This is a genomic window from Rhizobium sp. 05N49, assembly GCF_056396805.1.
In genome coordinates this window covers 13,193-32,970 of the sequence record NZ_JBFTME010000035.1, presented here as the reverse complement: position 1 = coordinate 32,970, position 19,778 = coordinate 13,193, and the positions used below count along the sequence as shown (strand labels likewise).

The window sequence follows — 19,778 nt, the reverse complement described above, 5'->3', positions numbered from 1 at the left end:
AAAGGAGATCGCCATGTCATCCACGGAAGATCCGAAACTTCTGCCGCACAATACTGCGCGCAGACATTTTCTAGGTGTCGCTGCTGCCGCCGGTGTTCGGCTCGCGGGCGTGGCGGCATTGGCCACGGCAATTTCCACATCTCCTGCGAGTGCATTGGGACGCCGTTGGGGCCACGGTGGCTCGGGTGGACACGGCGGTTCCGGTGGGCACGGAGGCTCCGGGGGGAGCGGTGGTTCCGGCGGMGGCGGTGGCGGCGGCGGTCCGCAGTGCTTCCTGCGGGGAACSGGKATCCTCACGGATTGCGGTGAAAGGCCTGTCGAGGATCTGCGTGCCGGCGATCGCGTTGCCCTTCCGGATGGAAGCACTCGTCCGATCAGGTGGGTCGGCCGCCAGGCCTTCAGGAAGAACGGCGCACGCTGGCAGGAAGCCGTCGTGCCAATCCGCATTCGCCGCCATGCGCTGGACGGCCGCACCCCGCACTCCGATCTCTACCTGTCATCCGGCCATGCGCTGTTTCTGAACGGCGTYCTGATCCGCGTGAAGGATCTCGTCAACGGCACGACCATTGCGCCGGTCACTCCGGCCGACGACATGCCGCTCGAATATTATGCCGTACTGCTCGATACGCATGAGGCCATCCTGGCCGAAGGTGCGGCGGCCGAGAGCTTCCATCTCGTGGACAACAACCACGAGGCCTTCTCCAATTTCGCCGAGTTCAAGCGCCTCTATGGCGAAAGGCCCGGCGTGATGACATCTTATGCCCCGGTGCTGGGCGAGGAAGGTGGCTGGAAGCACCTGAAAGCGCTCCTCCTCCTTGGCGTTTCGCCCCTGGTGCCGGCGCGCGACCCGTTCGGGGATGCCTGCAGGAAGATCGACGCGCAGGCCAGGGAACTGTCGCTCTGATCTGCAGCCGGCTTGCTCGCCGGGGCGCATCTCGAACCCGGAGAGCTCAGTCGCGCAAACCGCGCAGCGGTCTTGCCAGACGACATGCATAGAAGAAAGAAAAGCGTGGCGCGCATCGGAAAGATCGCGCCGCGCTTTTCTTATTCGCCCTTCTTCTCTTCTTCCGTTGCCGGCTTGTCTGCCTCTTCCTCATCATCGGAAGTGACCACTGCCGCCGTCTCCGGCGGTTTCGGATCGAAGGTCCAGATCAGCATATAGAAGGAATAAGCGCCGGCGCCGCCCGCGAGCACGCCCCAGAAGGGGTCGCCGCCGATGAATTCGAAGATCGCCCATCCGAAGCAGACCACCACGATAAGGATACGAACCCAAAGGTGTCGATAGGTCGGGTGGTTGGGATCGATCAGCTGCATCTTTGTCTCATTGTTGTGATAACGCGCCTCACTGCTGTGATGACATCACTTGTCTTTAGGATGGAATTCACAAATGTGAAAGAGCCGCGGGCTTGACGCGGCGAATGGAAAATGGAATGAAAATTCCAAACTTATATCAATTCGGTTTATTTGTTCCGAATATAGGGAGGCAGTAAATGACAGTGAGATTTGGTCTTCTCGGCGCCGGCCGCATCGGTAAGGTCCATGCAAAGGCCGTCAGCGGCGATGCCAATGCAAAGCTCGTAGCCGTCGCCGACGCCTTCCCGCAGGCTGCCGAAGCAATCGCTTCCGCCTATGGCTGCGAAGTGCGCACGATCGAAGCGATCGAAGCCGCCAAGGATATTGACGCCGTCGTCATCTGCACGCCGACCGATACCCATGCCGACCTGATCGAGCGCTTCGCCCGCGCCGGCAAGGCGATCTTCTGCGAAAAGCCCATCGATCTCGATGTTGCCCGCGTCAAGGCCTGCATCAAGGTCGTGGAAGAGACCGGCGCCAAGCTGATGGTCGGCTTCAATCGCCGCTTCGACCCGCATTTCATGGCCGTGCGCAAGGTCATCGACGACGGCAAGATCGGTGACGTCGAGATGGTGACGATCACCTCGCGCGATCCGGGTGCCCCGCCGGTCGATTACATCAAGCGTTCGGGCGGCATCTTCCGCGACATGACGATCCACGACTTCGACATGGCCCGCTTCCTGCTCGGCGAAGAGCCGGTCTCGGTCGTCGCAACCGCCGCAGTCCTGGTCGACAAGGCGATCGGCGAAGCCGGCGACTATGACAGCGTCTCCGTCATCCTGCAGACCGCCTCGGGCAAGCAGGCCATCATCTCCAACTCGCGCCGCGCCACCTATGGCTATGACCAGCGCATCGAGGCGCACGGTTCCAAGGGCGCCGTCTCGGCCGAGAACCAGCGCCCGGTCTCGATCGAAGTCGCAAATGGCGAAGGCTATACGCGCCCGCCGCTGCACGATTTCTTCATGACCCGCTACACTGAAGCCTATGCCAACGAGATCGCAAGCTTCATCTCCGCGATCGAGAAGGGCTCGAAGATCTCGCCGTCGGGCGCCGACGGCCTGGCCGCTCTCGCGCTCGCGGATGCCGCCGTCCAGTCCGTCAAGGAAGGCAAGCTCGTAAAGATCGGCTGACCGCCCTCTCCCGACGGTCGCCATCGTGAGAAATGGCCGGGCACCCGCCCGGCCATTTCTCGTTTGAAGCGTTTGGCTCAAAGCCCCCTCCCCACAAGGAAAAGGGGATTGCCACGGTGCCTGCCCCTTCGCCCCATCGGGGAGAAGGTGGCCCGAAGGGTCGGATGACGGGGCCGCGAGCATAAAGGCGGGCTGGTCCAACCTAGCGGCGTGCTCTAAGGCCTAAACGGTATTATAACGGATGCTTAAAGAAATACCTGTCGGCGGTTGGGCCCCCTCACCCGCCCTTCGGGCACCTTCTCCCCGCTGGGGCGAAGGGGGGAGCGACTAATCTCCGCCCTGCACACCCGCCACGACAATATCCTCATCAATCACCGCCAGTGCGCGATTCAGATGTCCTTCGAAGACGAGAATCTGCTCGTCGGCGACGACCCTGAGGTCAGGCATGCCCTCCATGCGCACCACATGGGATTGGCCGAGCCCCTCCTCGATCCCCTGCCGCAGCAGATCGTAATAGCGCGTGCCCGGCCCGGTGATCGCGATCGGCATGCGCTCGGTCAGGCTTAGCATGCGCGACAGGCCGTTTCCGAGGGCAAGCCCCGCCTGCCGGAACGCAAAGCCCGAAATACGGTGGCCCTGCCGCGCCCTGGCTGCGATCTTGTCGAGCTCGGCAAGCGGCACGAACTTTGCCGGGATCGTATCCAGCGGCACTTCGAAGGCGGTACGCAGGATGGCGTAGAAACCGGCATAGGCCTCGATGCAGCCGCGCGTGCCGCAGCGGCAAAGCCCGCCATTGGCCATATGCAGCATGTGCCCGAAATTGGGCGCCGAGACGTCATGCCCGCCATGGCTGGTTCGCCGGATAATACCGAGCCCGATGCTGTGGCCGAGCGAAAGGGCCGCCAGCGAGCGGAAATCGCCGCCCTTCACATTCTCCTCATGCGCGCCCAGCGCGGCGGCGACCAGCAGCGTCTCGTTGTCGAGAATGACCTTCGCCTTCCACTCCGGCTTGAGCGCCAGTTCGAAATCGATCTGGTCGCTGCCGAAGATCGGCGACCAGACGAGAACCGGCTCGGAGGAATTGACCAGCCCCTTGCTGCTGATCGAGATGAGCAGCACCTTGTCCCGCTCGATGCGCGAGCGTGACAGGATGCGCTCGAGCCCCTGCCGCACCCCATTCACGAACCGGCCCGCGCCTGCGGGATCATGCGACCTGTCCTCGCTGAAACGATCGATCAGCTTGCCCGAATAATCGACCAGCGAATATTGCACAGCATCCGAGGAGATGATGACGACGATGAGATAGCCGCAGTCGCGCCGCTGGCGCAAAAGCACGCGCGGGCGCCCTCGCCCGCTGGCCGCCTGCTGCTCGGATTTTTCGATCACATGCGCCTTTTCGAGATCGGCCGTGATCGCAGAAACGGTCGCGGACGAAAGCCGCGTAAAATCGGATATTTCAGTATGAGCAAGCGCCCCGTGGCGGCGGAGAGTGGCGAGCACGAGCACGCTGTTTCTCTGCCGTACGAGCTCCGTGCTCGACTTGGTCAGCATCTATCGCCGCCCTCTTCCCCGTTCGTTCCGCCCCTCATTGCCACAGCATCTCCGGCCGCTTTCGTCAAAGGAAATTAAGCCGGTAGTGCGGTGTTGACAGTTGAAAAAATCTCTGACACTAAATTTCTCGACTGTCGAGAAAAAAATCCGAACCTTTCTGGACAGGCTTTCGCGGTGGCCGGAGGAGCAATGGCTGGGCCGGCTGCAATTCACTCGGGAGGACATTATGAAGTCTATTTATAAGCTGATGGCAGGCGCTGCCATCCTCGTTTCGCTGCAGTCGGCTGCCATGGCTGCCGACCTCGTCGTTGGCGTTTCCTGGTCGAACTTCCAGGAAGAGCGTTGGAAGACGGACGAAGCAGCGATCAAGAAGGCTCTGGAAGCCAAGGGCGCAAAGTACATTTCCGCTGACGCACAGTCTTCGGCTGCAAAGCAGCTCACCGACGTTGAGTCGCTGATCTCCCAGGGCGCAAACGCTCTCATCATTCTCGCTCAGGACTCCGACGCAATCGGCCCGGCTGTTGAAAAAGCCGCCAGCGAAGGTATCCCGGTCGTCGGTTACGACCGCCTGATCGAAAACCCGTCTGCCTTCTACATCACCTTCGACAACAAGGAAGTCGGCCGCCTGCAGGCTCAGGAAGTCTTCAAGGTCAAGCCGGAAGGCAACTACGTCTTCATCAAGGGCTCGTCCTCCGACCCGAACGCTGACTTCCTCTTCGCAGGTCAGCAGGAAGTCCTGAAGGCTGCAATCGACGCCGGCAAGATCAAGAATGTCGGCGAAGCCTATACCGACGGCTGGCTGCCGCAGAACGCTCAGCGCAACATGGAGCAGTTCCTGACCGCCAACAACAACAAGGTTGACGCCGTTGTTGCTTCCAACGACGGTACGGCCGGTGGCGCCGTCGCCGCTCTCGACGCACAGGGCCTCGCCGGCTCCGTTCCGGTTTCCGGCCAGGACGCCGACAAGGCTGCTCTGAACCGCATCGCTCTCGGCACGCAGACGGTTTCGGTCTGGAAGGACAGCCGTGAACTCGGCAAGCGCGCTGCTGAAATCGCTCTCGATCTCGCCGGCGGCACTGCCCTCGACAAGGTTGCAGGCGTGCAGACCTTCGAAGGCGGCCCGAAGAAGGTGAAGATGCAGTCGATCTTCCTGACCCCGCTCGCCATCACCAAGGACAACCTGAACGTCGTCATCGACGCAGGCTGGATCTCCAAGGCTGAAGCCTGCCAGGGCGTCAAGGCCGGTTCCGTCAAGGCTTGCGACTAATCCTCGCCTGACGATCTGAACTATCGGCGCCGCAGCGGCCTCCGCTGCGGCGCCGGATGCCGGATGAAGCCCGCTCGATGGGGCTTCTCCGTTCTCGCGCACATCGCGGATGCTTTGATTCCCTGCCAGAATAGTGCCGTTGTGATCGGCTATTTTCGGAAGCGTCCCGGTGGTCACAACAAGAACAGGGCGGTCATCGGCCAGCTATTCCCATCAGGAGCAGGCCTGCGCCCAAACAAATGGGGGAAACGGCAAACCCATGGCAGACATCACCCAATCGACCTCGTCCGGCCCGCGCACGGCAGTTGAAGGCCCCTTCACGCGCTTCCTGCGGGCAACGGAAATAGACACCCGCCTTCTTGGCATGATCGGCGCATTGCTGGTCATCTGGGTCGGCTTCCACTTCTATACCGGCGGCCTGTTCCTCACGCCCCGAAACCTCTGGAACCTCTCTGTCCAGACCACCGAAATCGCGGTGCTGGCGACCGGCATGGTGCTGGTCATCGTCACCAGAAACATCGACCTGTCGATCGGCTCGATCCTTGGCTTCGTCGCCATGATCATGGGCGTGGTCCAGGCGAAATTCCTGCCGCAATATCTCGGCTTCGACAATTCCTTCACCTGGGTGATCACGCTCATCGCCGGCCTCCTCGTCGGCTCGGCCATCGGCCTGCTCCAGGGCGTCATCATCGCCTTCCTCGGCGTGCCGTCCTTTATCGTCACGCTCGGCGGCTTCCTCGCCTGGCGCGGCCTTGCCTGGTATGTCACGAGCGGCCAGACGGTCGCTCCCCTCGACACCACCTTCCGCATCATGGGCGGCGGTGCCGAAGGCGCGATCGGCGCCACCTGGAGCTGGATCATCGGTGCGGYTGCCTGCGTGCTGATCGTCGTCTCGATCATCGGCTCGCGCCACCAGCGCCGGCGTTTCAACTTCCCGCGCCGTCCGCTCTGGGCAGAATATGTCCTCGGCATCCTCGGCTGTGCCATGGTGCTCGGAGCGATCTGGGTATCCACGATCTATTACTGGCCGCCGGCGATCGCCAAGCGCTATGCCGAGGCCAATAACATCACCATGCCGGAAGGCGGGCTGATGATCCCTTACGGCATTGCCGTGCCGGTCCTGATCGCCATCCTCGTCGGCATCGTCATGACCTTCATCGCCACGCGTCTCCGCTTCGGCCGCTATGTCTTCGCGATCGGCGGCAACCCGGAAGCTGCCGAGCTCGCCGGTATCAAGACCCGCTGGGTCACCGTGCGCATCTTCGCGCTGATGGGCTTCCTCGCAGCCGTCGCCGCCGCGATCTCCACGGCACGCCTCAACGCCGCCGCCAACTCGCAGGGCACGACCTACGAACTCTATACGATCGCAGCAGCCGTTATCGGCGGCACGTCTCTGGCAGGCGGCACCGGCACGATCGCCGGCGCCATGCTCGGCGCGCTCGTCATGCAGTCGCTTCAGTCGGGCATGGGTCTCGCCAATGTCGACACGCCCATCCAGAACGTCGTCGTCGGCGCGGTGCTCGTCATTGCCGTCTGGCTCGACACTGTCTATCGCTCCCGTGCGAAGTAAGAGGAGTACGAACCATGGCTGAACAACGCACTCCCCTTGTCGAACTGAAGAACATCTCGATCTCCTTCGGCGGTATCCACGCCGTCGACAATGCCTCGGTCGATCTCTACCCCGGTGAAGTCGTGGCCCTTCTCGGCCATAACGGCGCCGGCAAGTCGACCCTTATCAAAATCCTCTCCGGCGCCTACAAGCGCGATAGCGGCGAGATCCTGATCAATGGCGAACCGGCCGACATCCGCAATCCGCGCGATGCCAAGAAGTTCGGCATCGAGACGATCTACCAGACGCTCGCCGTCGCCGATAATGTCGACGCCGCCGCCAACCTCTATCTCGGCCGCGAGCTGAAGACCCGCTGGGGCACGCTCGACGACGTCGCGATGGAACATTCCGCCCGCGAGGTGATGGGCCGCCTGAACCCCAACTTCAAGCGCTTCAAGGAGCCGGTCAAGGCACTATCGGGCGGCCAGCGCCAGTCCGTCGCCATTGCCCGCGCCATCCTGTTCAACGCCCGCATCCTGATCATGGACGAGCCGACGGCAGCCCTTGGCCCCCAGGAAACGGCACAGGTCGGCGAGCTCATCAAGCAGCTGAAAAAGGAAGGCATCGGCATCTTCCTCATCAGCCACGACATCCACGACGTCTTCGACCTCGCCGACCGTGTCTCGGTGATGAAAAACGGCCAGGTCGTCGGCCACGCCCGCACTGAGGATGTCACCAAGGACGAGGTGCTCGGCATGATCATCCTCGGCAAGGTGCCGCCGAAGGCCATCCCCGGCCCCGGCGCCATGCAGGTGTGATTGAAAGACAGGCCCGACAAACAAACTCCGCCGTCCGAAGGGACCGGCGGAGTTTTCATTTGCGGCATCAGTCCGCAGCCGCAGCACCCTCAGCAAGGGTCGCAAGCCGCGCCAGCCTGACAGGCTCATTCCGCACGAAGGACGCATTCTCCGAGAGAACCGCATGCGCCCGCGCCGCAAAGCGCTGCGCATCCGCCATCTCGCCCTTCATCGCATAACATTCGGCGAGCTCTTCATAGACATAAGGCGCCGCATCATTGGCCGCATCCGCAAGCGCTACGACCCTCTCCCCGAGCGCAGTCGCCTCATCCACCCGCGACAATGCCCGGAGCGTACGCACGACCGCATACCGCGCCACCTTCAGCGTCTGTGCGTTGCCGGAGGCCTCCCGGATCGCCTCATCCCGCCGGAAGGCGCCAAGCGCATCCTCGAAGCGCCCCACCTCGAAATAGGTCCAGCCGAGATTGTGATGCAACATGCCTCGCCAATGCGGGCTTGCGCGTTGCGCCTCGATATAATCAAGCGCCACCGCCACCCACCGTTCGGCCGCCTCGACATCGGACGCGATCGCCAGCATATGCGCCGCATCGACAGCCAGATCATGGTCCCCTGCCCGCTGGGCTAGTTCCCATGCCTCGCTAAAGAACGGCAGCGCCCGCGCCGGCTCCCCCGCACTGTTGAAAAGCCGCCCCCGCTCGATCGCAATCCACGCCCGCGCCCCAGCATCCTCGCCAGCCTGCGCCACGGCTCCATCCAGGATCTCATGCCCCAGCGAAAAATTCCCGGAAAGCCCCGTAAACCGCGCCCGCCGCGCCAGATCGAAAACCGCTTCGCCCATCTCATCCCCGATGAAAACCTAACCATCAGAGGAAGCTTTTAGCGACGCCCCATCGCCTTGAAAATCCCGGATAACAGCAACGAGCCGAAATTCCGCGAACTTCGCGATTGAAGCAGAGCCAAAGCTAGGCTAAGAACCACGACATCGGACGACGAGTCACATCGTCAGGCATGCACCCGTAGCTCAGCTGGATAGAGTGTTGGATTCCGATTCCAAAGGTCACAGGTTCGAATCCTGTCGGGTGCGCCACCGCTTCAAAATACCACTACAAATGGCTGATTTAACGGAAGAAGAGTTCCAGTCTCTTCCCGCATTTATTCCCACGCTTGACGCAGGATTGCACGGGCCGCACTGGACAACCTGGAACAAAAGGGGAATTAGTAGATCGCATCGCCTCCCCCAGCCTACCTGCCATCCCCGCCACAGAAACAGAAAAACAGGAGACTTTGCCCGTGCCTTTCGATCACAGCCGCCCGCCAAGTTATACCTGCTTCCCCAAAGAGGGCATAAACCTAAGCGATATCGATCGGCAGGACGTCCAGGCCATAACGGATTGCCAACTGTCAGTTGAGGACGCGAAGCTTCTCCATAAGTATCGCATCGAAGCCCATAACCAAGAGATGATTACTGGCGGGCTCTCTATTGGCGCCGTCCTCTTGGCCGCCGTTCTGCTGTTCGTGTTCCGGCGCGCAATACCCCGAGCAGCCCGCCGCGCCGCGGTGGCCGTGACGGCAATCGCAATCCGCGCCGGCCGGTCAGCGAGTAAGGCGGGCGGCGATATCCTTGCGGACGCTAAGGAAAAGGCGGAGCGATAACGAACAACGAAGGATCCTCAGCGCACCGAACGCTCTGCAGCCTTGGCGATCCGCGCTCATTCCTTGTTGAAGGACGGTGGAGTGGTATGCAGCTTTTCCACCAATCCTGAGGAAGTGATCCAATTCCTGGTCGTCGGCGCTGTTTTTTTGCAGCAAATGATCATTCTAGCGGCCTATCTCGTTCGAGAGATCTACCGCACAGTCAAGAAGCGGCGCGAGGCAAATCGGGTAGCAAGAGCCTTCGAGTGATGATGGGGAGGTTCGAGAGATGGCGGAAACGGCAGGCGCGTTCGCCACACATGGATTATTGTTGCAGGGGGGGCGAGGATGTGAACGCCGCAACGTTACACTTCATGGCTGCCGCGACGGGGCCCCGCTAGTCTTTGCAAAGGCGCTCCCTGCTATGGAACTTCGGCATAGCGGATGATGCTCTGATTTTGAACGTTGGCGACCAATTCATCAGAGCGAGACAAAAATCGGCGGAGCAAAGGCGAGGAGTTTGAATCGTTGTATCCTAAGGTGAGATCAATTGTCGGAGGCACACCCTCAAGTGCTCTGGCAACGACATTCGGTGTAAGCATATTTTGCGCATAAAGCGGAATAAGCGTTATTCCACCCGTTGACACGACGAGCGACATTGCTGATGGCAGGCCTTCGCCTTCGTACTCTGCCTTGAGTGTGATCCCGACGTTCGACGCGTAATCCTGGATCACGGATTGCAGTACGGGAGAAATTCTAGCCGAACTGACGTAAGTTTCGCGGGCAAGGTCCTGCGGCAGGATCTTTTTGCGCGACGTCAAGCGATGGTCCGCCGGCAGCACGGCGATCAGTGGCTCCTTGGCCAGAAACTTGAAGGACACACCAACACTCTGCGTCTCGGGGCGAAGGAAAGCGACGTCCAGCTTGCCCCGCATCAGTGCCAGAGCCAGGTCCGGGGAAGACTGGCTGGACAATATGATTTCAACCTCCGGCGCTTCCTCACGAATAATGCGCAATGCATGGGGTAGCCACACGACCTCTTGCCCTGCGAGAAAGCCGATCGTGAACGACTGCTTTTCCGGCCGCTCTGCCCGCCGGGCCCCTTCCGCAGCCGCCTCGACTTGCAGTAACGCCAGCCGCGCGTGATCAAGAAACACTTTACCGGCGGCGGTGAGCGTCACGCCGCGCGACTGCCGTTCTAGCAGTTTGACACCGACTTCGGTTTCCAGATCGCGAATTTGCCTGCTGAGCGAGGGCTGGGACGTGTGAAGCCGCCGCTCTGCTGCGGTCAGTAGGCTTCCCTCCTCCGCAACGGCAACAAAATAGCGCAAATGCCTGAGTTCCATCGGGTCCTCGCTATACCTTTGAGGCATAGCTCGAACGTACAAGGTATTTGTCTTCGATAAAGAGGGAATTTAACTAACGTCGCAATTTTCGGATATGATCGAACACGCCTCACCGGAGGTATTTCGCAATCAACTGTATCCCAAAACGAATGTTCAACAGGGCAGATGGAGCGACACGATGCCTACAATCACGACCACGGACGGCGTAAACATCTTCTACAAGGACTGGGGCTCGGGCCAGCCGATCGTTTTCAGCCACGGCTGGCCGCTGTCGGCGGACGACTGGGACGCCCAGATGACCTTCTTTCTTGGCCACGGCTACCGGGTGATCGCCCACGACCGGCGCGGTCACGGCCGGTCCGACCAGCCCGGCACCGGCAACGACATGGACCACTGGGTTGCCGACCTCGCGGCGCTGACCGAGCACCTCAACCTGCGCGACGCGATCCACATCGGCCACTCCACAGGCGGCGGTGAGGTCGCTCGCTATGTCGCCCGCCACCAGGAGCGCGTCGCGAAGGCGGTACTCGTCGCTTCCCTGACGCCGAACATGTACCGGAGCGAGGAAAACCCGTCCGGTCAGCCGCCGGAGTGGTTCGAAGCGATCCGTGCGGGCGTGCTGGGCAACCGGTCGGAATTCTACCGTTTCGTCCCTGAGAACCCGTTCTACGGGTACAACCTCGATGGCGCCAAGCCTTCGGAGGCGATCATTGCGAACTGGTGGCGCCAGGGCATGGGCGGTGGTGCTCTCGCTCACCACGCGACTGTCGCCTCCTGGCTGGAAGATTATACCGAAGACCTCAAGAAGATCACCGTGCCGGTGCTGGTGATGCATGGCGAGGCCGATCAGGTCGTCCCCTTCGCAAGCTCCGTGCCGCGTGCGGTCAACCTGCTCAAGAACGGGTCGCTGAAGACCTATCCGGGCTACCCCCATGGCATGCTGACCACACATGCGGATGTCCTCAACCCCGACCTGCTCGCGTTCATCAGGTCTTGACGACATTTGACATGCGCATCGCCTATGCAAAGCGCCGGCGCAGTTCCGCGGTCTCGCACAGGAAATCGGTCTCCTACGCGCCGATTCCAGACGATAGGCGGAAACGGCAGATTACTCGGGATAGGCCTCAGAGCCCTCCAGCGCCGCCTTGTGGAAGAGGATGAAGACCAGGGGGTTGCCGGGCTCGGACATTGCGTCGCTGCGCTGGCCCGTTATCTCCCCGGCCACGCCGCTTGTATATTCCGCGACCACCTCGCCGAAGCTGTTGCGCTGGATGGCCACCTTCTGTCCGGGTTCGACCTTGTCGTTGAGCTTGACCAGATGCTCGACGATCCCGCCCTGGGTTGCCAGGATCGGGAAGGCGCTGTTGCCGACGAAGACAGTCACGTCCTTGCCTGTCCGGCCCATCGGCCCGGCAACGATGCCGTAATGCTTGAAGACGTTCATCGTGCCTTCCACGAAGAGCGCGATCATCTCGAGGTCCAGAACGCGGGCAGCACCGATCTCCGGCGTAAACGAGGGGATGCCCACGTCCATGAAGGCGTTGTGCAGGACACCGGGATAGACATGGTTGTCGAAGATCTGGCCGACGGGATAGAGCTCCAACATGGCCTTGACCTCGGGCACATCCATGCCGCCGATATTGAATGCGGTGACTTCGAACCCGGTCGTTCCGGTGTGAAAGTCGATCGCGAAGTCGGCGTTCGGCCGCAGCAGCCGGTTGAACAGCAGCCCGGCATGCCGGCTGGGCGCGGTGAGACCGTTCTCGTTCCCCGGCCATTCCCGGTTCATGTCGACCAGATCGACGCCCCTGCCCTGATTGGGCCACCTGCGCTGCATGCTTTCAAGGGCCGGGCGCGCCACATCGGTGACCGCCATGACCGTGCCCGACATCTGTGCCGGATCGAGCTGGTTCATCACGGTCTGGACCGTGTGAATGTTGCTCATTTCGTCGCCGTGCACACCGCTGGTCAGGATGCCGCGCTTGCCCGGCCTTGCCCCCTTGGCGACGGTCACGGACACATACCAGTACTGCCCCGTGGGCATCTGCGCACCCCGAAAATACAGGAGATGCTTCTGCCCCGGCTCCAGATCGTCGACGTCGAGCGCGCTGACGACCTTTTTCCCCTCGATGACATCGCCGGTATAGACCGTTCCCGAGGCCGGATTGGCAGCGGGTTTCGCTGCCTCCTCTGCGTCAGCGGCATCCGCGCTGACGGCGAGAGCAGCCGACGCGCCGACCGTTGCCAGTGATGCAATCATGAAATCACGGCGATCGATGCCGTTCTGCGACTTGTCCGACATGATGGAAGCCCCTCTGTGATTTGAAAAGTTCAGTTAGAACAATGGCATGTGCATCGGCCGAAAAGTTCCGTACGACTTCAACTCAGGGTATGCTGCTGAAATTAGGGCACGCTCCCGAGTTCGCAAGTCCAAGCGGATCGGACGGTGAGCCGGCTTATCCAAGCCCCCGATATCGTTGAGGCAATTGCGTCGAATAGGTACTCACCACAGTTGCCAATGCCGATGGTTTGGGGAATATTCGTGCTCTGGCCCTGAAGGCCTGCGCGGTGACGGATAAGGGGGGACAATGTCATGTCTGCAAGATACCTTTTAGCCGCGGTAGCGATCGCGCTTCTGACCCTTTCAGGGTGCGCGACCACCGGCACCGGCGGCGACAACACGACCTACGCAACGCCACTGGGTATTGGTCCCGTTCGCGGCAATTACGGTGGCTACTAGTCGCTGCTGAATACCATTGAGAGCGATCCACCGCTGGGTTCGGGAAACCGGCCTGTCGATCACGGTTTTCGAACCCTGTCTGGTCAGAGCAATTCCAGCAAAAGTGCATAGCGGTTTTGCGTCCGGAATTGCGTAAAAACAAAGAGATAGAGTGGTTCCATACCCACTTCCGGCTGCCTGAGGCTTCGCTTGAGCGGCAGGCCCGACAAATGTCTCGGCATAGAGGCCGTGGTTCTCCCGCAGCAAATGATGGATATATGCGGTGAGCGGAAAACATTCGTAAAGCTCTGTCGCCGCGCCAAGGCGAGGAGCCGTTCAGAAGCGGAGCCTGGGATTGCTTTCATGGTAGATGACGTGAGCGCGGTGCGCCGCCAAGACGCCGCCGGTCTGCGCGGGTTCCTCGATCTTGAGCAGCAGCGCGATTGGATGCGGGGCGAGACGATCCCGGCCGACGCCGACGAGCGCCCGGAATCCCTGGAATTGCGTCTCAAATACGTCGCGAAGTTCGAGAAGCTGCTGCGCCGGCCGCAGGCACAGGCGGTTCTCGACATTCTCAGGCGCTACGGGAGCGACTGCATCCCGATCCCGCGCCGGACGGAGCGGCACTACTGGTCGGTTTCCTGTCTGCCGTCGACACCCGGCAAGGCCCTCATTCGCGTCAATGCGAGCTGGATGGAGCTCTTCTCGCTCTATGCCGATGGTGAGGATATCCGCGCGCTCTTCCTGGTGCATCTTTCCGATTTCACCACCGACCACTCGCTCGATCACGGCCAGGTGGATGAGGATTTCCTCGGGTCCTGTGTGGTGATGCCTGACGACGTCAGCTATTTCTTTCCCAGAGGTCAGGACATTTTCGGCGTCAAGGTCCGCGGCTTCTCCTCGATCGGCAAATTTCTCGCCACGCCCCGTGCGCTGCAGGCGATCCGGGCGTTCAACCTGACGCACATGAACCGTGGCCGGAACGCCTATCAGGCGAGCCACTGCTACAGGCTGGCGGATTACATGCTGGGTGACGACGGTCGCTGAGCAACGGACCGGAACTGACATCCCCTCTGGATAAATGCCCGCCAGTAAACCGTCGCGTGCATTGGCACGTCTTTTGCTCCGTTAAAATTACACTATCCCATTTGGAGTATTGTGTAATGGAATGGGACACCCCGATCGAATTCGCGCCTGTGATCCTGATGTTCAAGGATCCGGACAGGGTGTTTTCCATCAGGACGGCGATGGGGGCCGCCAATGCGCTCATAAGGGAATTCCCCTGCGATGACGGAGAGGAGTTTCTTCTGGCCATCAAGATCTGCCTCGATGTCGTCAAGGGCACCGCTGATCCCGAGCAGCTCAGAGCCGCGATCATTCGCGCTGCAGAAGAGGCTGGCGTTACCGCGATCGCCGTCCTGCACTGACCGCCTTTGAGCAGCGGCGGCATTGAAGCGTCGGGAATCCACTATAATTCTGCGCCATGAGCCAGCAGCGCGCCAAGGCGTGCGGTTCACCGGACGGGAGCGAATGGGCGTCAGGAACTATCTCATCGAAGGCGTGTCCGGCACCGGCAAGACCACGGTCGCGACCGAACTCCAGCAGCGCGGCTACCACGTCATTCATGGTGACCGTGAGCTGGCCTATCGCGGCGATCCCCGCACGGGCGAGCCGCTGATCGGGTTCCGGCACGAGCAGGAGGATGTCGCCTTCGTGCACAGGCAGCACCTATGGCATGTCGGCAAGGTCCGATCGCTCGCGGCCGATAAAAGCCACCCGGTCTCCTTCTTCTGCGGCGGCTCGAGGAATTCCCATCATTTCATCGCTCTGTTCGACGCCGTCTTCGTTCTCGAGATCGACCGAGAGACGTTGGAGAACCGGCTTGCAGGCAGGCCCGAAGACGAGTTTGGCGGAAGGCCGGCCGAGCGGGACCTTGTGCTGCACCTGCATGCGACGAGGGAAGACATTCCGGCGAACGCGACCACCATCGACGCCACTCGGCCGCTCGCCGCAGTCGTCGACGATATCCTGTCGAAATGCCGGGGGGCCGGCTGAAGCCGGGCTCGCTGCTCTCTAGAAAACCGCTCGAAACAAGCAAATCCATGCTAGTCTCGCAGGCCATCAGACCGATGGTGGATGCAGCGATGCTGGAAACGGACAAGATCTTCGCCGGCTCGATCCCGGAAAACTACGACCGCTATATGGTGCCGCTGATTTTCGAGCCCTTCGCGGCAGACCTTGCCCGGAGAGCAGCGGCGCTGTCGCCGAATGCCGTCCTGGAAATCGCCGCAGGCACCGGGGCACTCACCCGCGTTCTCGTCCCGAAACTGTCCTCGGGCGCAAGCTATACCGCAACCGACCTCAGCCAGCCGATGCTCGATTATGCCGCTTCGCAGCAGGCTTCCGACTGCCGTATCGAATGGCGACAGGCGGATGCACTGGCGCCGCCGTTTGAAACCGCAGCCTTCGATCTCGTCTGCTGTCAGTTCGGGGCGATGTTCTTTCCCGACCGTATAGCCGCCTATCGCGAGGCAAGACGGGTCCTGAAACCCGGAGGCCATTTCCTCTTCAATGTCTGGGACCGCATCGAGGAAAACGACTTTGCGAATGATGTCACCAATGCTCTGGCGGAAATGTTTCCGGACGATCCGCCGCGTTTTCTGGCGCGCACGCCGCACGGCTATCACGACAAGGCCGTGATCCGGCGCGATCTCGAGGCAGCGGGTTTTCAAAGCGTGGCGATCGAGACGACGACCGAGCAGAGCCGGGCGCCCTCCCCGCGTCTTCCTGCCGTTGCCTATTGCCAGGGGACTGTTCTTCGCAACGAAATCGAGGCGAGAGAACCCGGAAAGCTACAGGCTGCAACCGATCACGCCGCCTCCGCAATTGCCGGCAAACACGGCAGCGGCGCGGTAGCCGCCAGGATCCAGGCGCATGTCATCATGGCCGTGGCATAGGCCGGGCAGGCGCAGGCGCCGCTGCGCCTAATGCGCAGTATAGGCGCCGTCCGCCAGGTAGTGCGCGCCGGTGATGAAGCTTGCCTGTTCGGAAAGCAGGAAGCAGACGAGGTTGGCGATCTCGTCAGGCGTCCCGCGCCGGCCCATGGGCTGAAGGGATGCCATCCGGCGCGTGCTCGCTATGTCCAGGTGCTCTGACAGCAGCGGCGTATCGATCCAGCCGGGGCCGACCGCATTTATCCGGATGCCGAACCTCGCATATTCTATCGCGGCAGCCTTGGTCAGTCCGACAACCCCGTGCTTGGCCGCCGTATAGGCTGCTGCGGTCGGCAAGCCGACAGCGCCGAGCGCCGAGGACATGTTGACGATTGCGCCCCCGCCCGATCTCAGCATCACGCCGATCTGGCATTTCATGCAGTAGAAAACGCTGTTCAGATTGACGTTCATCAGCTTGTGCCAGTCATCGAGCGGATAGTTCCCAACGGCCGCCCTGACACCATCGATCCCGGCATTGTTGACCGCGAGATGAAGGCCGCCGCATGTCTCAACCGCAAAATCGACAAGGCGCTGTACGCCCTCGAAATCGGTCACATCGACAACGAATGCCCGCGCCCGGCCACCATCAGCGCAGATTGCCGCCACGGTCCGGTGCGCAGCCTCCTCATTGATATCGGCAACGACGACCTCGGCCCCCTCAAGTGCGAGCTGCCGGGAAACGGCCGCCCCGATACCGGAGCCCGCCCCCGTCACAACCGCGACTTTTCCTTCCAAGCAAAGTTTCATCGCTTCCTTCCATATGGGTATTCTAATATTCTTGCAAAACGAGTGGCCGAAGCAAGGAGATTCGTGCATGGTCGAAATGCATACTATTGCAAGTTGCGCAGCTTGTCCGCCTGCCAGATAAGCAATTCCACAGAAGCGAATGGGCCGGAAACGAGCCCGCCACTGAACGGAAAACATCGAAGCTGACTGAGGGTAAGTGGAAATGAACGAAAGGGCAGTTGTGACACGCCGGGGTCTGGTCTTGGGTAGCCTGGCTCTAATGCTTCATGGATGCAGTACGACATCGGATGGCCCGCCGCTGGGCTACCGGGTTTTGGGAAGGGATCCGGATGCCGATCCCCGCTATCGGCGGCAGGAAGTGGCTTATGACGGAGGCGAGCCGCCCGGCACCATCGTCGTCGATACGCGTGCACGCTATCTCTACTTCGTCGAGAACGGCGGCTTTGCCACGCGCTACGGCGTTGCCGTCGGCGAGGAAGGCTTGAGCTTCAAGGGCGAAGCCACGATCGGCCGCAAGGCGGAATGGCCCTCCTGGAAGCCGACCGACGACATGATCGCCCGCAAGCCGCGGCTTGCCCAATATGCCGAGGGCGTGCCGGGTGGTCCGGACAACCCGCTGGGGGCTGCCGCGCTTTACCTCTACCAGGGCGGCCAGGACACGCTCTTCCGATTGCACGGAACCAATGCTCCCTGGTCGATCGGCCAGGCGGTATCCAACGGCTGCATCCGCCTGACCAATGCCAATATCGTCGACCTCTACTCCCGCACCCGCATCGGTACGCGTGTACTCGTCATTTGAACCATGTCGCGCAAGACCGGGTCGCGGTTTTTCGATACCTGGATCGCGAAATCGACAGCCGGAAGTGTGGCAGGCAGGCCACAACGATCACGGCATGCTTCAATGCCGTTTACCATGTGAAATTGCAGGGTTGGCCACACCGGTAAGTATCTGCTAATGTAGATTCGTTGCACATTGCATCACTGCCGCACTGTCCAAGGTGCCGATTATCGTCAAACTATGAGGTGCAGACTTTCAAGCCTGCACCAGGATGAGGAGAGGACTTAATGAGCAGAATTTTATTCTTGATCCTCGCAACGCTTGCGGTGGCCAATCTGAGTGCCTGCGGGTCGATTGGTAAAGGCAAGGGGAAAGCTCCGCCGCCAGCAACAGCCGTCTACAAGTAAAATTCGCATAACGCTTGGGAAGGGCTCGGTAGGCCCTTCCTCTCTCCAAACATCCTAAAACGGCCAGGATTGATCCCGCCTGCCATTCAGGACGCAGGAACGGCGCATCAGCCGGCATCAGGCCCGCGTTCGCAGGAGCCTGCACATGGAGCGTGTTGATGGCGCTTGAAAGAAGCCGCTTGTGCTTGGTCGCCATTTTGGCGGTTGTCGTATCATCGTGTCAGTCAGAAGACAAAGCCCCCCAGCCACATTATACATCCGATGCCCGTGACCTTGGGAAACCGGCCACGGCTCAAGCCCAGGCTGGGCGGCGCTTCATCGAGTTCCGCTCGCGTTACGCGCTGACCTACGGTCACACTTATGTCGTCTTCGGCAGTGCCGACAGGAACGGAAGAATGATCAGTCCCGAGGTTGCGGGACTTGCCCCGGCTTCGGAAGATGCCGCGCCCTATGTGATCGGCCACTTCATTCCCGTCCCCGCCACGACAGGCGAAACGGACGGCGATCTCGAAGAGCAATACCGCTCGGCGAGCTGGCGCGTGATGCTGACGGACGCCGAATATAACGACACGGTCGCCTATATTCGCAAACTCCAAGCGCGCAGCCGTCTCTGGGAAGCGACCGTCTATAATTGCAACGCTTTCGTGGCCGATATCGCCAAACATATGGGCTATAAGACGCCAGGCATCTGGCTTCGCCCGCAGCAATTCATTACAAATCTGCGGGAGATGAATACGGGTTGATAGAAAAGCAGGGCGATCCCGGAAAGAAGCGGATCGTGGAAAGGTTCTGGTGCCGATTTGAGCTTGTCAGTTCACACCATTGGCGAGATCGTCTGGGTCCTCGGAATTATCGCATGGTACGTCATCCGCTACCCATTTGAGCGTCGCGGCAAGCGCGTGCCCATCGTGAGCAGCCAGCGGAGCGCGGCAGAGAAGATCGCGCTCGCGACGGCCCTTGCCGGGCTTGCGATCGTGCCGGCCTTCTACGTCGCGACAGGCATCCCGAGAGGTGCCGACTATCCTGCCCATATCTGGGCGGCCGTAGTCGGGGCAATCACATTCGCGCTCGCGATGTGGGTCTTTCGGCGAACGCACAAGCAGCTCGGCCGAAACTGGTCCATAACGCTGGAAATCCGCCAGAAGCATGAACTGATATCGTCAGGGCCCTACGCGCTGGTGCGCCACCCCATGTACACGTCCTTCATGCTGATGGGGCTGGCGCAGGCCTTCCTGCTGTCGAACTGGGTAGCGGGCCTTGCCGGCCTCGTCGGCTTTGCCGTGCTTTTCTTCCTGCGCGTGGACAAGGAAGAGCGTATGATGCTCGACGTTTTTGGTCCTGAATACCGCGCCTATATGGACAGGACGAAACGGATCATTCCTTATCTCTACTAGGCAGTTCCAGCAAAACTGTGCAGCGCTTTGCGTCCGGAATTGCATGAAAACAAAGAGATGGATCATTTGCGTGTTTCGAGGGAAAACGGAAGTG

Annotated in this window: 22 protein-coding genes and 1 tRNA gene; 17 read left to right on the top strand and 6 right to left on the bottom strand. The window is 60.9% G+C overall.

The window, feature by feature from the left end; translation table 11 throughout:
* The first annotated feature begins 13 nt into the window (after positions 1-13).
* Positions 14-904: a Hint domain-containing protein gene (locus AC1DF8_RS34570; protein ID WP_183847225.1), complete on the top strand. Its 891-nt coding sequence runs from the start codon at positions 14-16 to the stop codon at positions 902-904.
* A gap of 140 nt (positions 905-1,044) precedes the next feature.
* Here AC1DF8_RS34570 and AC1DF8_RS34565 read toward each other — a convergent pair whose 3' ends face one another.
* A complete protein-coding gene (locus AC1DF8_RS34565) occupies positions 1,045-1,314 on the bottom strand; it encodes a hypothetical protein (protein ID WP_018114768.1) in 270 nt (89 codons plus the stop codon).
* A gap of 176 nt (positions 1,315-1,490) precedes the next feature.
* Here AC1DF8_RS34565 and iolG point away from each other — a divergent pair, with 176 nt between their 5' ends.
* Positions 1,491-2,483, top strand: a complete 993-nt coding sequence (gene iolG, locus AC1DF8_RS34560; RefSeq protein ID WP_478157256.1) for an inositol 2-dehydrogenase — start codon at positions 1,491-1,493, stop codon at positions 2,481-2,483.
* A 327-nt stretch (positions 2,484-2,810) separates the two neighbouring features.
* Here iolG and AC1DF8_RS34555 read toward each other — a convergent pair whose 3' ends face one another.
* On the bottom strand, positions 2,811-4,034 hold the full coding sequence (locus AC1DF8_RS34555) for an ROK family protein (protein WP_183847228.1): 1,224 nt from the start codon (positions 4,032-4,034) through the stop codon (positions 2,811-2,813).
* A gap of 226 nt (positions 4,035-4,260) precedes the next feature.
* On the opposite strand from AC1DF8_RS34555, the gene xylF reads away from it, so the two are divergent.
* From xylF to AC1DF8_RS34540, 3 genes are all read left to right on the top strand, one after another.
* On the top strand, positions 4,261-5,301 hold the full coding sequence (gene xylF, locus AC1DF8_RS34550; RefSeq protein WP_029616408.1) for a D-xylose ABC transporter substrate-binding protein: 1,041 nt from the start codon (positions 4,261-4,263) through the stop codon (positions 5,299-5,301).
* A 259-nt stretch (positions 5,302-5,560) separates the two neighbouring features.
* Positions 5,561-6,871 (top strand): sugar ABC transporter permease, encoded by a 1,311-nt coding sequence (locus AC1DF8_RS34545; RefSeq protein WP_478157254.1) that lies wholly within the window; start codon positions 5,561-5,563, stop codon positions 6,869-6,871.
* 14 nt (positions 6,872-6,885) lie between these two features.
* Positions 6,886-7,668: an ATP-binding cassette domain-containing protein gene (locus AC1DF8_RS34540; RefSeq protein ID WP_007815343.1), complete on the top strand. Its 783-nt coding sequence runs from the start codon at positions 6,886-6,888 to the stop codon at positions 7,666-7,668.
* A gap of 67 nt (positions 7,669-7,735) precedes the next feature.
* Here the strand turns inward: AC1DF8_RS34540 and AC1DF8_RS34535 are convergent, their stop codons facing one another.
* A complete protein-coding gene (locus tag AC1DF8_RS34535) occupies positions 7,736-8,506 on the bottom strand; it encodes a hypothetical protein (RefSeq protein WP_478157252.1) in 771 nt (256 codons plus the stop codon).
* Positions 8,507-8,678: 172 nt separating this feature from the next.
* Here AC1DF8_RS34535 and AC1DF8_RS34530 point away from each other — a divergent pair.
* Positions 8,679-8,755: transfer RNA gene (locus AC1DF8_RS34530), tRNA-Arg, on the top strand.
* 203 nt (positions 8,756-8,958) lie between these two features.
* Complete coding sequence (locus AC1DF8_RS34525) at positions 8,959-9,321, top strand: hypothetical protein (RefSeq protein ID WP_183878216.1); 363 nt, start codon at positions 8,959-8,961, stop codon at positions 9,319-9,321.
* 401 nt (positions 9,322-9,722) lie between these two features.
* On the opposite strand, the gene AC1DF8_RS34520 is transcribed toward AC1DF8_RS34525, so the two are convergent.
* Positions 9,723-10,646, bottom strand: coding sequence for a LysR family transcriptional regulator (locus AC1DF8_RS34520; protein ID WP_112972715.1), 924 nt, complete (start codon positions 10,644-10,646; stop codon positions 9,723-9,725).
* Positions 10,647-10,824: 178 nt separating this feature from the next.
* Here AC1DF8_RS34520 and AC1DF8_RS34515 point away from each other — a divergent pair, with 178 nt between their 5' ends.
* Complete coding sequence (locus AC1DF8_RS34515) at positions 10,825-11,643, top strand: alpha/beta fold hydrolase (protein ID WP_112972714.1); 819 nt, start codon at positions 10,825-10,827, stop codon at positions 11,641-11,643.
* Positions 11,644-11,754: 111 nt separating this feature from the next.
* Here AC1DF8_RS34515 and AC1DF8_RS34510 read toward each other — a convergent pair whose 3' ends face one another.
* Positions 11,755-12,948 carry a M14 family metallopeptidase gene (locus AC1DF8_RS34510; RefSeq protein ID WP_478157249.1) on the bottom strand — a complete coding sequence of 398 codons (1,194 nt, stop codon included), beginning with the start codon at positions 12,946-12,948 and terminating at the stop codon, positions 11,755-11,757.
* Positions 12,949-13,239: 291 nt separating this feature from the next.
* Here AC1DF8_RS34510 and AC1DF8_RS34505 point away from each other — a divergent pair, with 291 nt between their 5' ends.
* From AC1DF8_RS34505 to AC1DF8_RS34485, 5 genes are all read left to right on the top strand, one after another.
* Positions 13,240-13,386 carry a hypothetical protein gene (locus AC1DF8_RS34505; protein ID WP_183847245.1) on the top strand — a complete coding sequence of 49 codons (147 nt, stop codon included), beginning with the start codon at positions 13,240-13,242 and terminating at the stop codon, positions 13,384-13,386.
* A 342-nt stretch (positions 13,387-13,728) separates the two neighbouring features.
* Entirely contained in the window at positions 13,729-14,412 is a 684-nt protein-coding gene (locus AC1DF8_RS34500; RefSeq protein WP_183886032.1) for a hypothetical protein, read from the top strand.
* Between the two features lie 116 nt (positions 14,413-14,528).
* Positions 14,529-14,792 (top strand): DUF982 domain-containing protein, encoded by a 264-nt coding sequence (locus AC1DF8_RS34495; protein ID WP_183886033.1) that lies wholly within the window; start codon positions 14,529-14,531, stop codon positions 14,790-14,792.
* A 103-nt stretch (positions 14,793-14,895) separates the two neighbouring features.
* Positions 14,896-15,420 (top strand): AAA family ATPase, encoded by a 525-nt coding sequence (locus tag AC1DF8_RS34490; RefSeq protein WP_183886220.1) that lies wholly within the window; start codon positions 14,896-14,898, stop codon positions 15,418-15,420.
* 89 nt (positions 15,421-15,509) lie between these two features.
* Positions 15,510-16,322, top strand: coding sequence for a class I SAM-dependent methyltransferase (locus AC1DF8_RS34485; RefSeq protein ID WP_478157261.1), 813 nt, complete (start codon positions 15,510-15,512; stop codon positions 16,320-16,322).
* 27 nt (positions 16,323-16,349) lie between these two features.
* On the opposite strand, the gene AC1DF8_RS34480 is transcribed toward AC1DF8_RS34485, so the two are convergent.
* The gene (locus AC1DF8_RS34480) at positions 16,350-17,105 is read right to left on the bottom strand and encodes an SDR family NAD(P)-dependent oxidoreductase (protein WP_478157246.1); all 756 of its coding nucleotides are present in this window, start codon (positions 17,103-17,105) and stop codon (positions 16,350-16,352) included.
* A 202-nt stretch (positions 17,106-17,307) separates the two neighbouring features.
* Here AC1DF8_RS34480 and AC1DF8_RS34475 point away from each other — a divergent pair, with 202 nt between their 5' ends.
* The 4 genes from AC1DF8_RS34475 (at position 17,308) to AC1DF8_RS34460 (ending at position 19,684) form a co-directional block, all read left to right on the top strand.
* Positions 17,308-17,904: a L,D-transpeptidase gene (locus AC1DF8_RS34475; protein WP_018113981.1), complete on the top strand. Its 597-nt coding sequence runs from the start codon at positions 17,308-17,310 to the stop codon at positions 17,902-17,904.
* A 266-nt stretch (positions 17,905-18,170) separates the two neighbouring features.
* Entirely contained in the window at positions 18,171-18,290 is a 120-nt protein-coding gene (locus AC1DF8_RS34470; protein WP_112547884.1) for an ABC transporter, read from the top strand.
* Between the two features lie 158 nt (positions 18,291-18,448).
* Positions 18,449-19,033: a hypothetical protein gene (locus AC1DF8_RS34465; RefSeq protein WP_113147621.1), complete on the top strand. Its 585-nt coding sequence runs from the start codon at positions 18,449-18,451 to the stop codon at positions 19,031-19,033.
* A 63-nt stretch (positions 19,034-19,096) separates the two neighbouring features.
* Positions 19,097-19,684: a protein-S-isoprenylcysteine O-methyltransferase gene (locus AC1DF8_RS34460; protein ID WP_478157259.1), complete on the top strand. Its 588-nt coding sequence runs from the start codon at positions 19,097-19,099 to the stop codon at positions 19,682-19,684.
* The last annotated feature ends 94 nt before the right edge of the window (positions 19,685-19,778 follow it).

Excerpts from the sequence above, each read along its gene's own strand:
- AC1DF8_RS34510 (WP_478157249.1), bottom strand. The coding sequence starts at position 12,948 with ATGTCGGACAAGTCGCAGAACGGCATCGATCGCCGTGATTTCATGATT.
- AC1DF8_RS34465 (WP_113147621.1), top strand. The coding sequence starts at position 18,449 with ATGGCGCTTGAAAGAAGCCGCTTGTGCTTGGTCGCCATTTTGGCGGTT.
- AC1DF8_RS34520 (WP_112972715.1), bottom strand. The coding sequence starts at position 10,646 with ATGGAACTCAGGCATTTGCGCTATTTTGTTGCCGTTGCGGAGGAGGGA.
- AC1DF8_RS34490 (WP_183886220.1), top strand. The coding sequence starts at position 14,896 with ATGGGCGTCAGGAACTATCTCATCGAAGGCGTGTCCGGCACCGGCAAG.
- AC1DF8_RS34535 (WP_478157252.1), bottom strand. The coding sequence starts at position 8,506 with ATGGGCGAAGCGGTTTTCGATCTGGCGCGGCGGGCGCGGTTTACGGGG.
- iolG (WP_478157256.1), top strand. The coding sequence starts at position 1,491 with ATGACAGTGAGATTTGGTCTTCTCGGCGCCGGCCGCATCGGTAAGGTC.
- AC1DF8_RS34480 (WP_478157246.1), bottom strand. The coding sequence starts at position 17,105 with ATGAAACTTTGCTTGGAAGGAAAAGTCGCGGTTGTGACGGGGGCGGGC.
- AC1DF8_RS34505 (WP_183847245.1), top strand. The coding sequence starts at position 13,240 with ATGTCTGCAAGATACCTTTTAGCCGCGGTAGCGATCGCGCTTCTGACC.
- xylF (WP_029616408.1), top strand. The coding sequence starts at position 4,261 with ATGAAGTCTATTTATAAGCTGATGGCAGGCGCTGCCATCCTCGTTTCG.
- AC1DF8_RS34495 (WP_183886033.1), top strand. The coding sequence starts at position 14,529 with ATGGAATGGGACACCCCGATCGAATTCGCGCCTGTGATCCTGATGTTC.
- AC1DF8_RS34565 (WP_018114768.1), bottom strand. The coding sequence starts at position 1,314 with ATGCAGCTGATCGATCCCAACCACCCGACCTATCGACACCTTTGGGTT.
- AC1DF8_RS34500 (WP_183886032.1), top strand. The coding sequence starts at position 13,729 with ATGGTAGATGACGTGAGCGCGGTGCGCCGCCAAGACGCCGCCGGTCTG.
- AC1DF8_RS34515 (WP_112972714.1), top strand. The coding sequence starts at position 10,825 with ATGCCTACAATCACGACCACGGACGGCGTAAACATCTTCTACAAGGAC.
- AC1DF8_RS34555 (WP_183847228.1), bottom strand. The coding sequence starts at position 4,034 with ATGCTGACCAAGTCGAGCACGGAGCTCGTACGGCAGAGAAACAGCGTG.
- AC1DF8_RS34475 (WP_018113981.1), top strand. The coding sequence starts at position 17,308 with ATGAACGAAAGGGCAGTTGTGACACGCCGGGGTCTGGTCTTGGGTAGC.
- AC1DF8_RS34485 (WP_478157261.1), top strand. The coding sequence starts at position 15,510 with ATGCTGGAAACGGACAAGATCTTCGCCGGCTCGATCCCGGAAAACTAC.
- AC1DF8_RS34470 (WP_112547884.1), top strand. The coding sequence starts at position 18,171 with ATGAGCAGAATTTTATTCTTGATCCTCGCAACGCTTGCGGTGGCCAAT.
- AC1DF8_RS34540 (WP_007815343.1), top strand. The coding sequence starts at position 6,886 with ATGGCTGAACAACGCACTCCCCTTGTCGAACTGAAGAACATCTCGATC.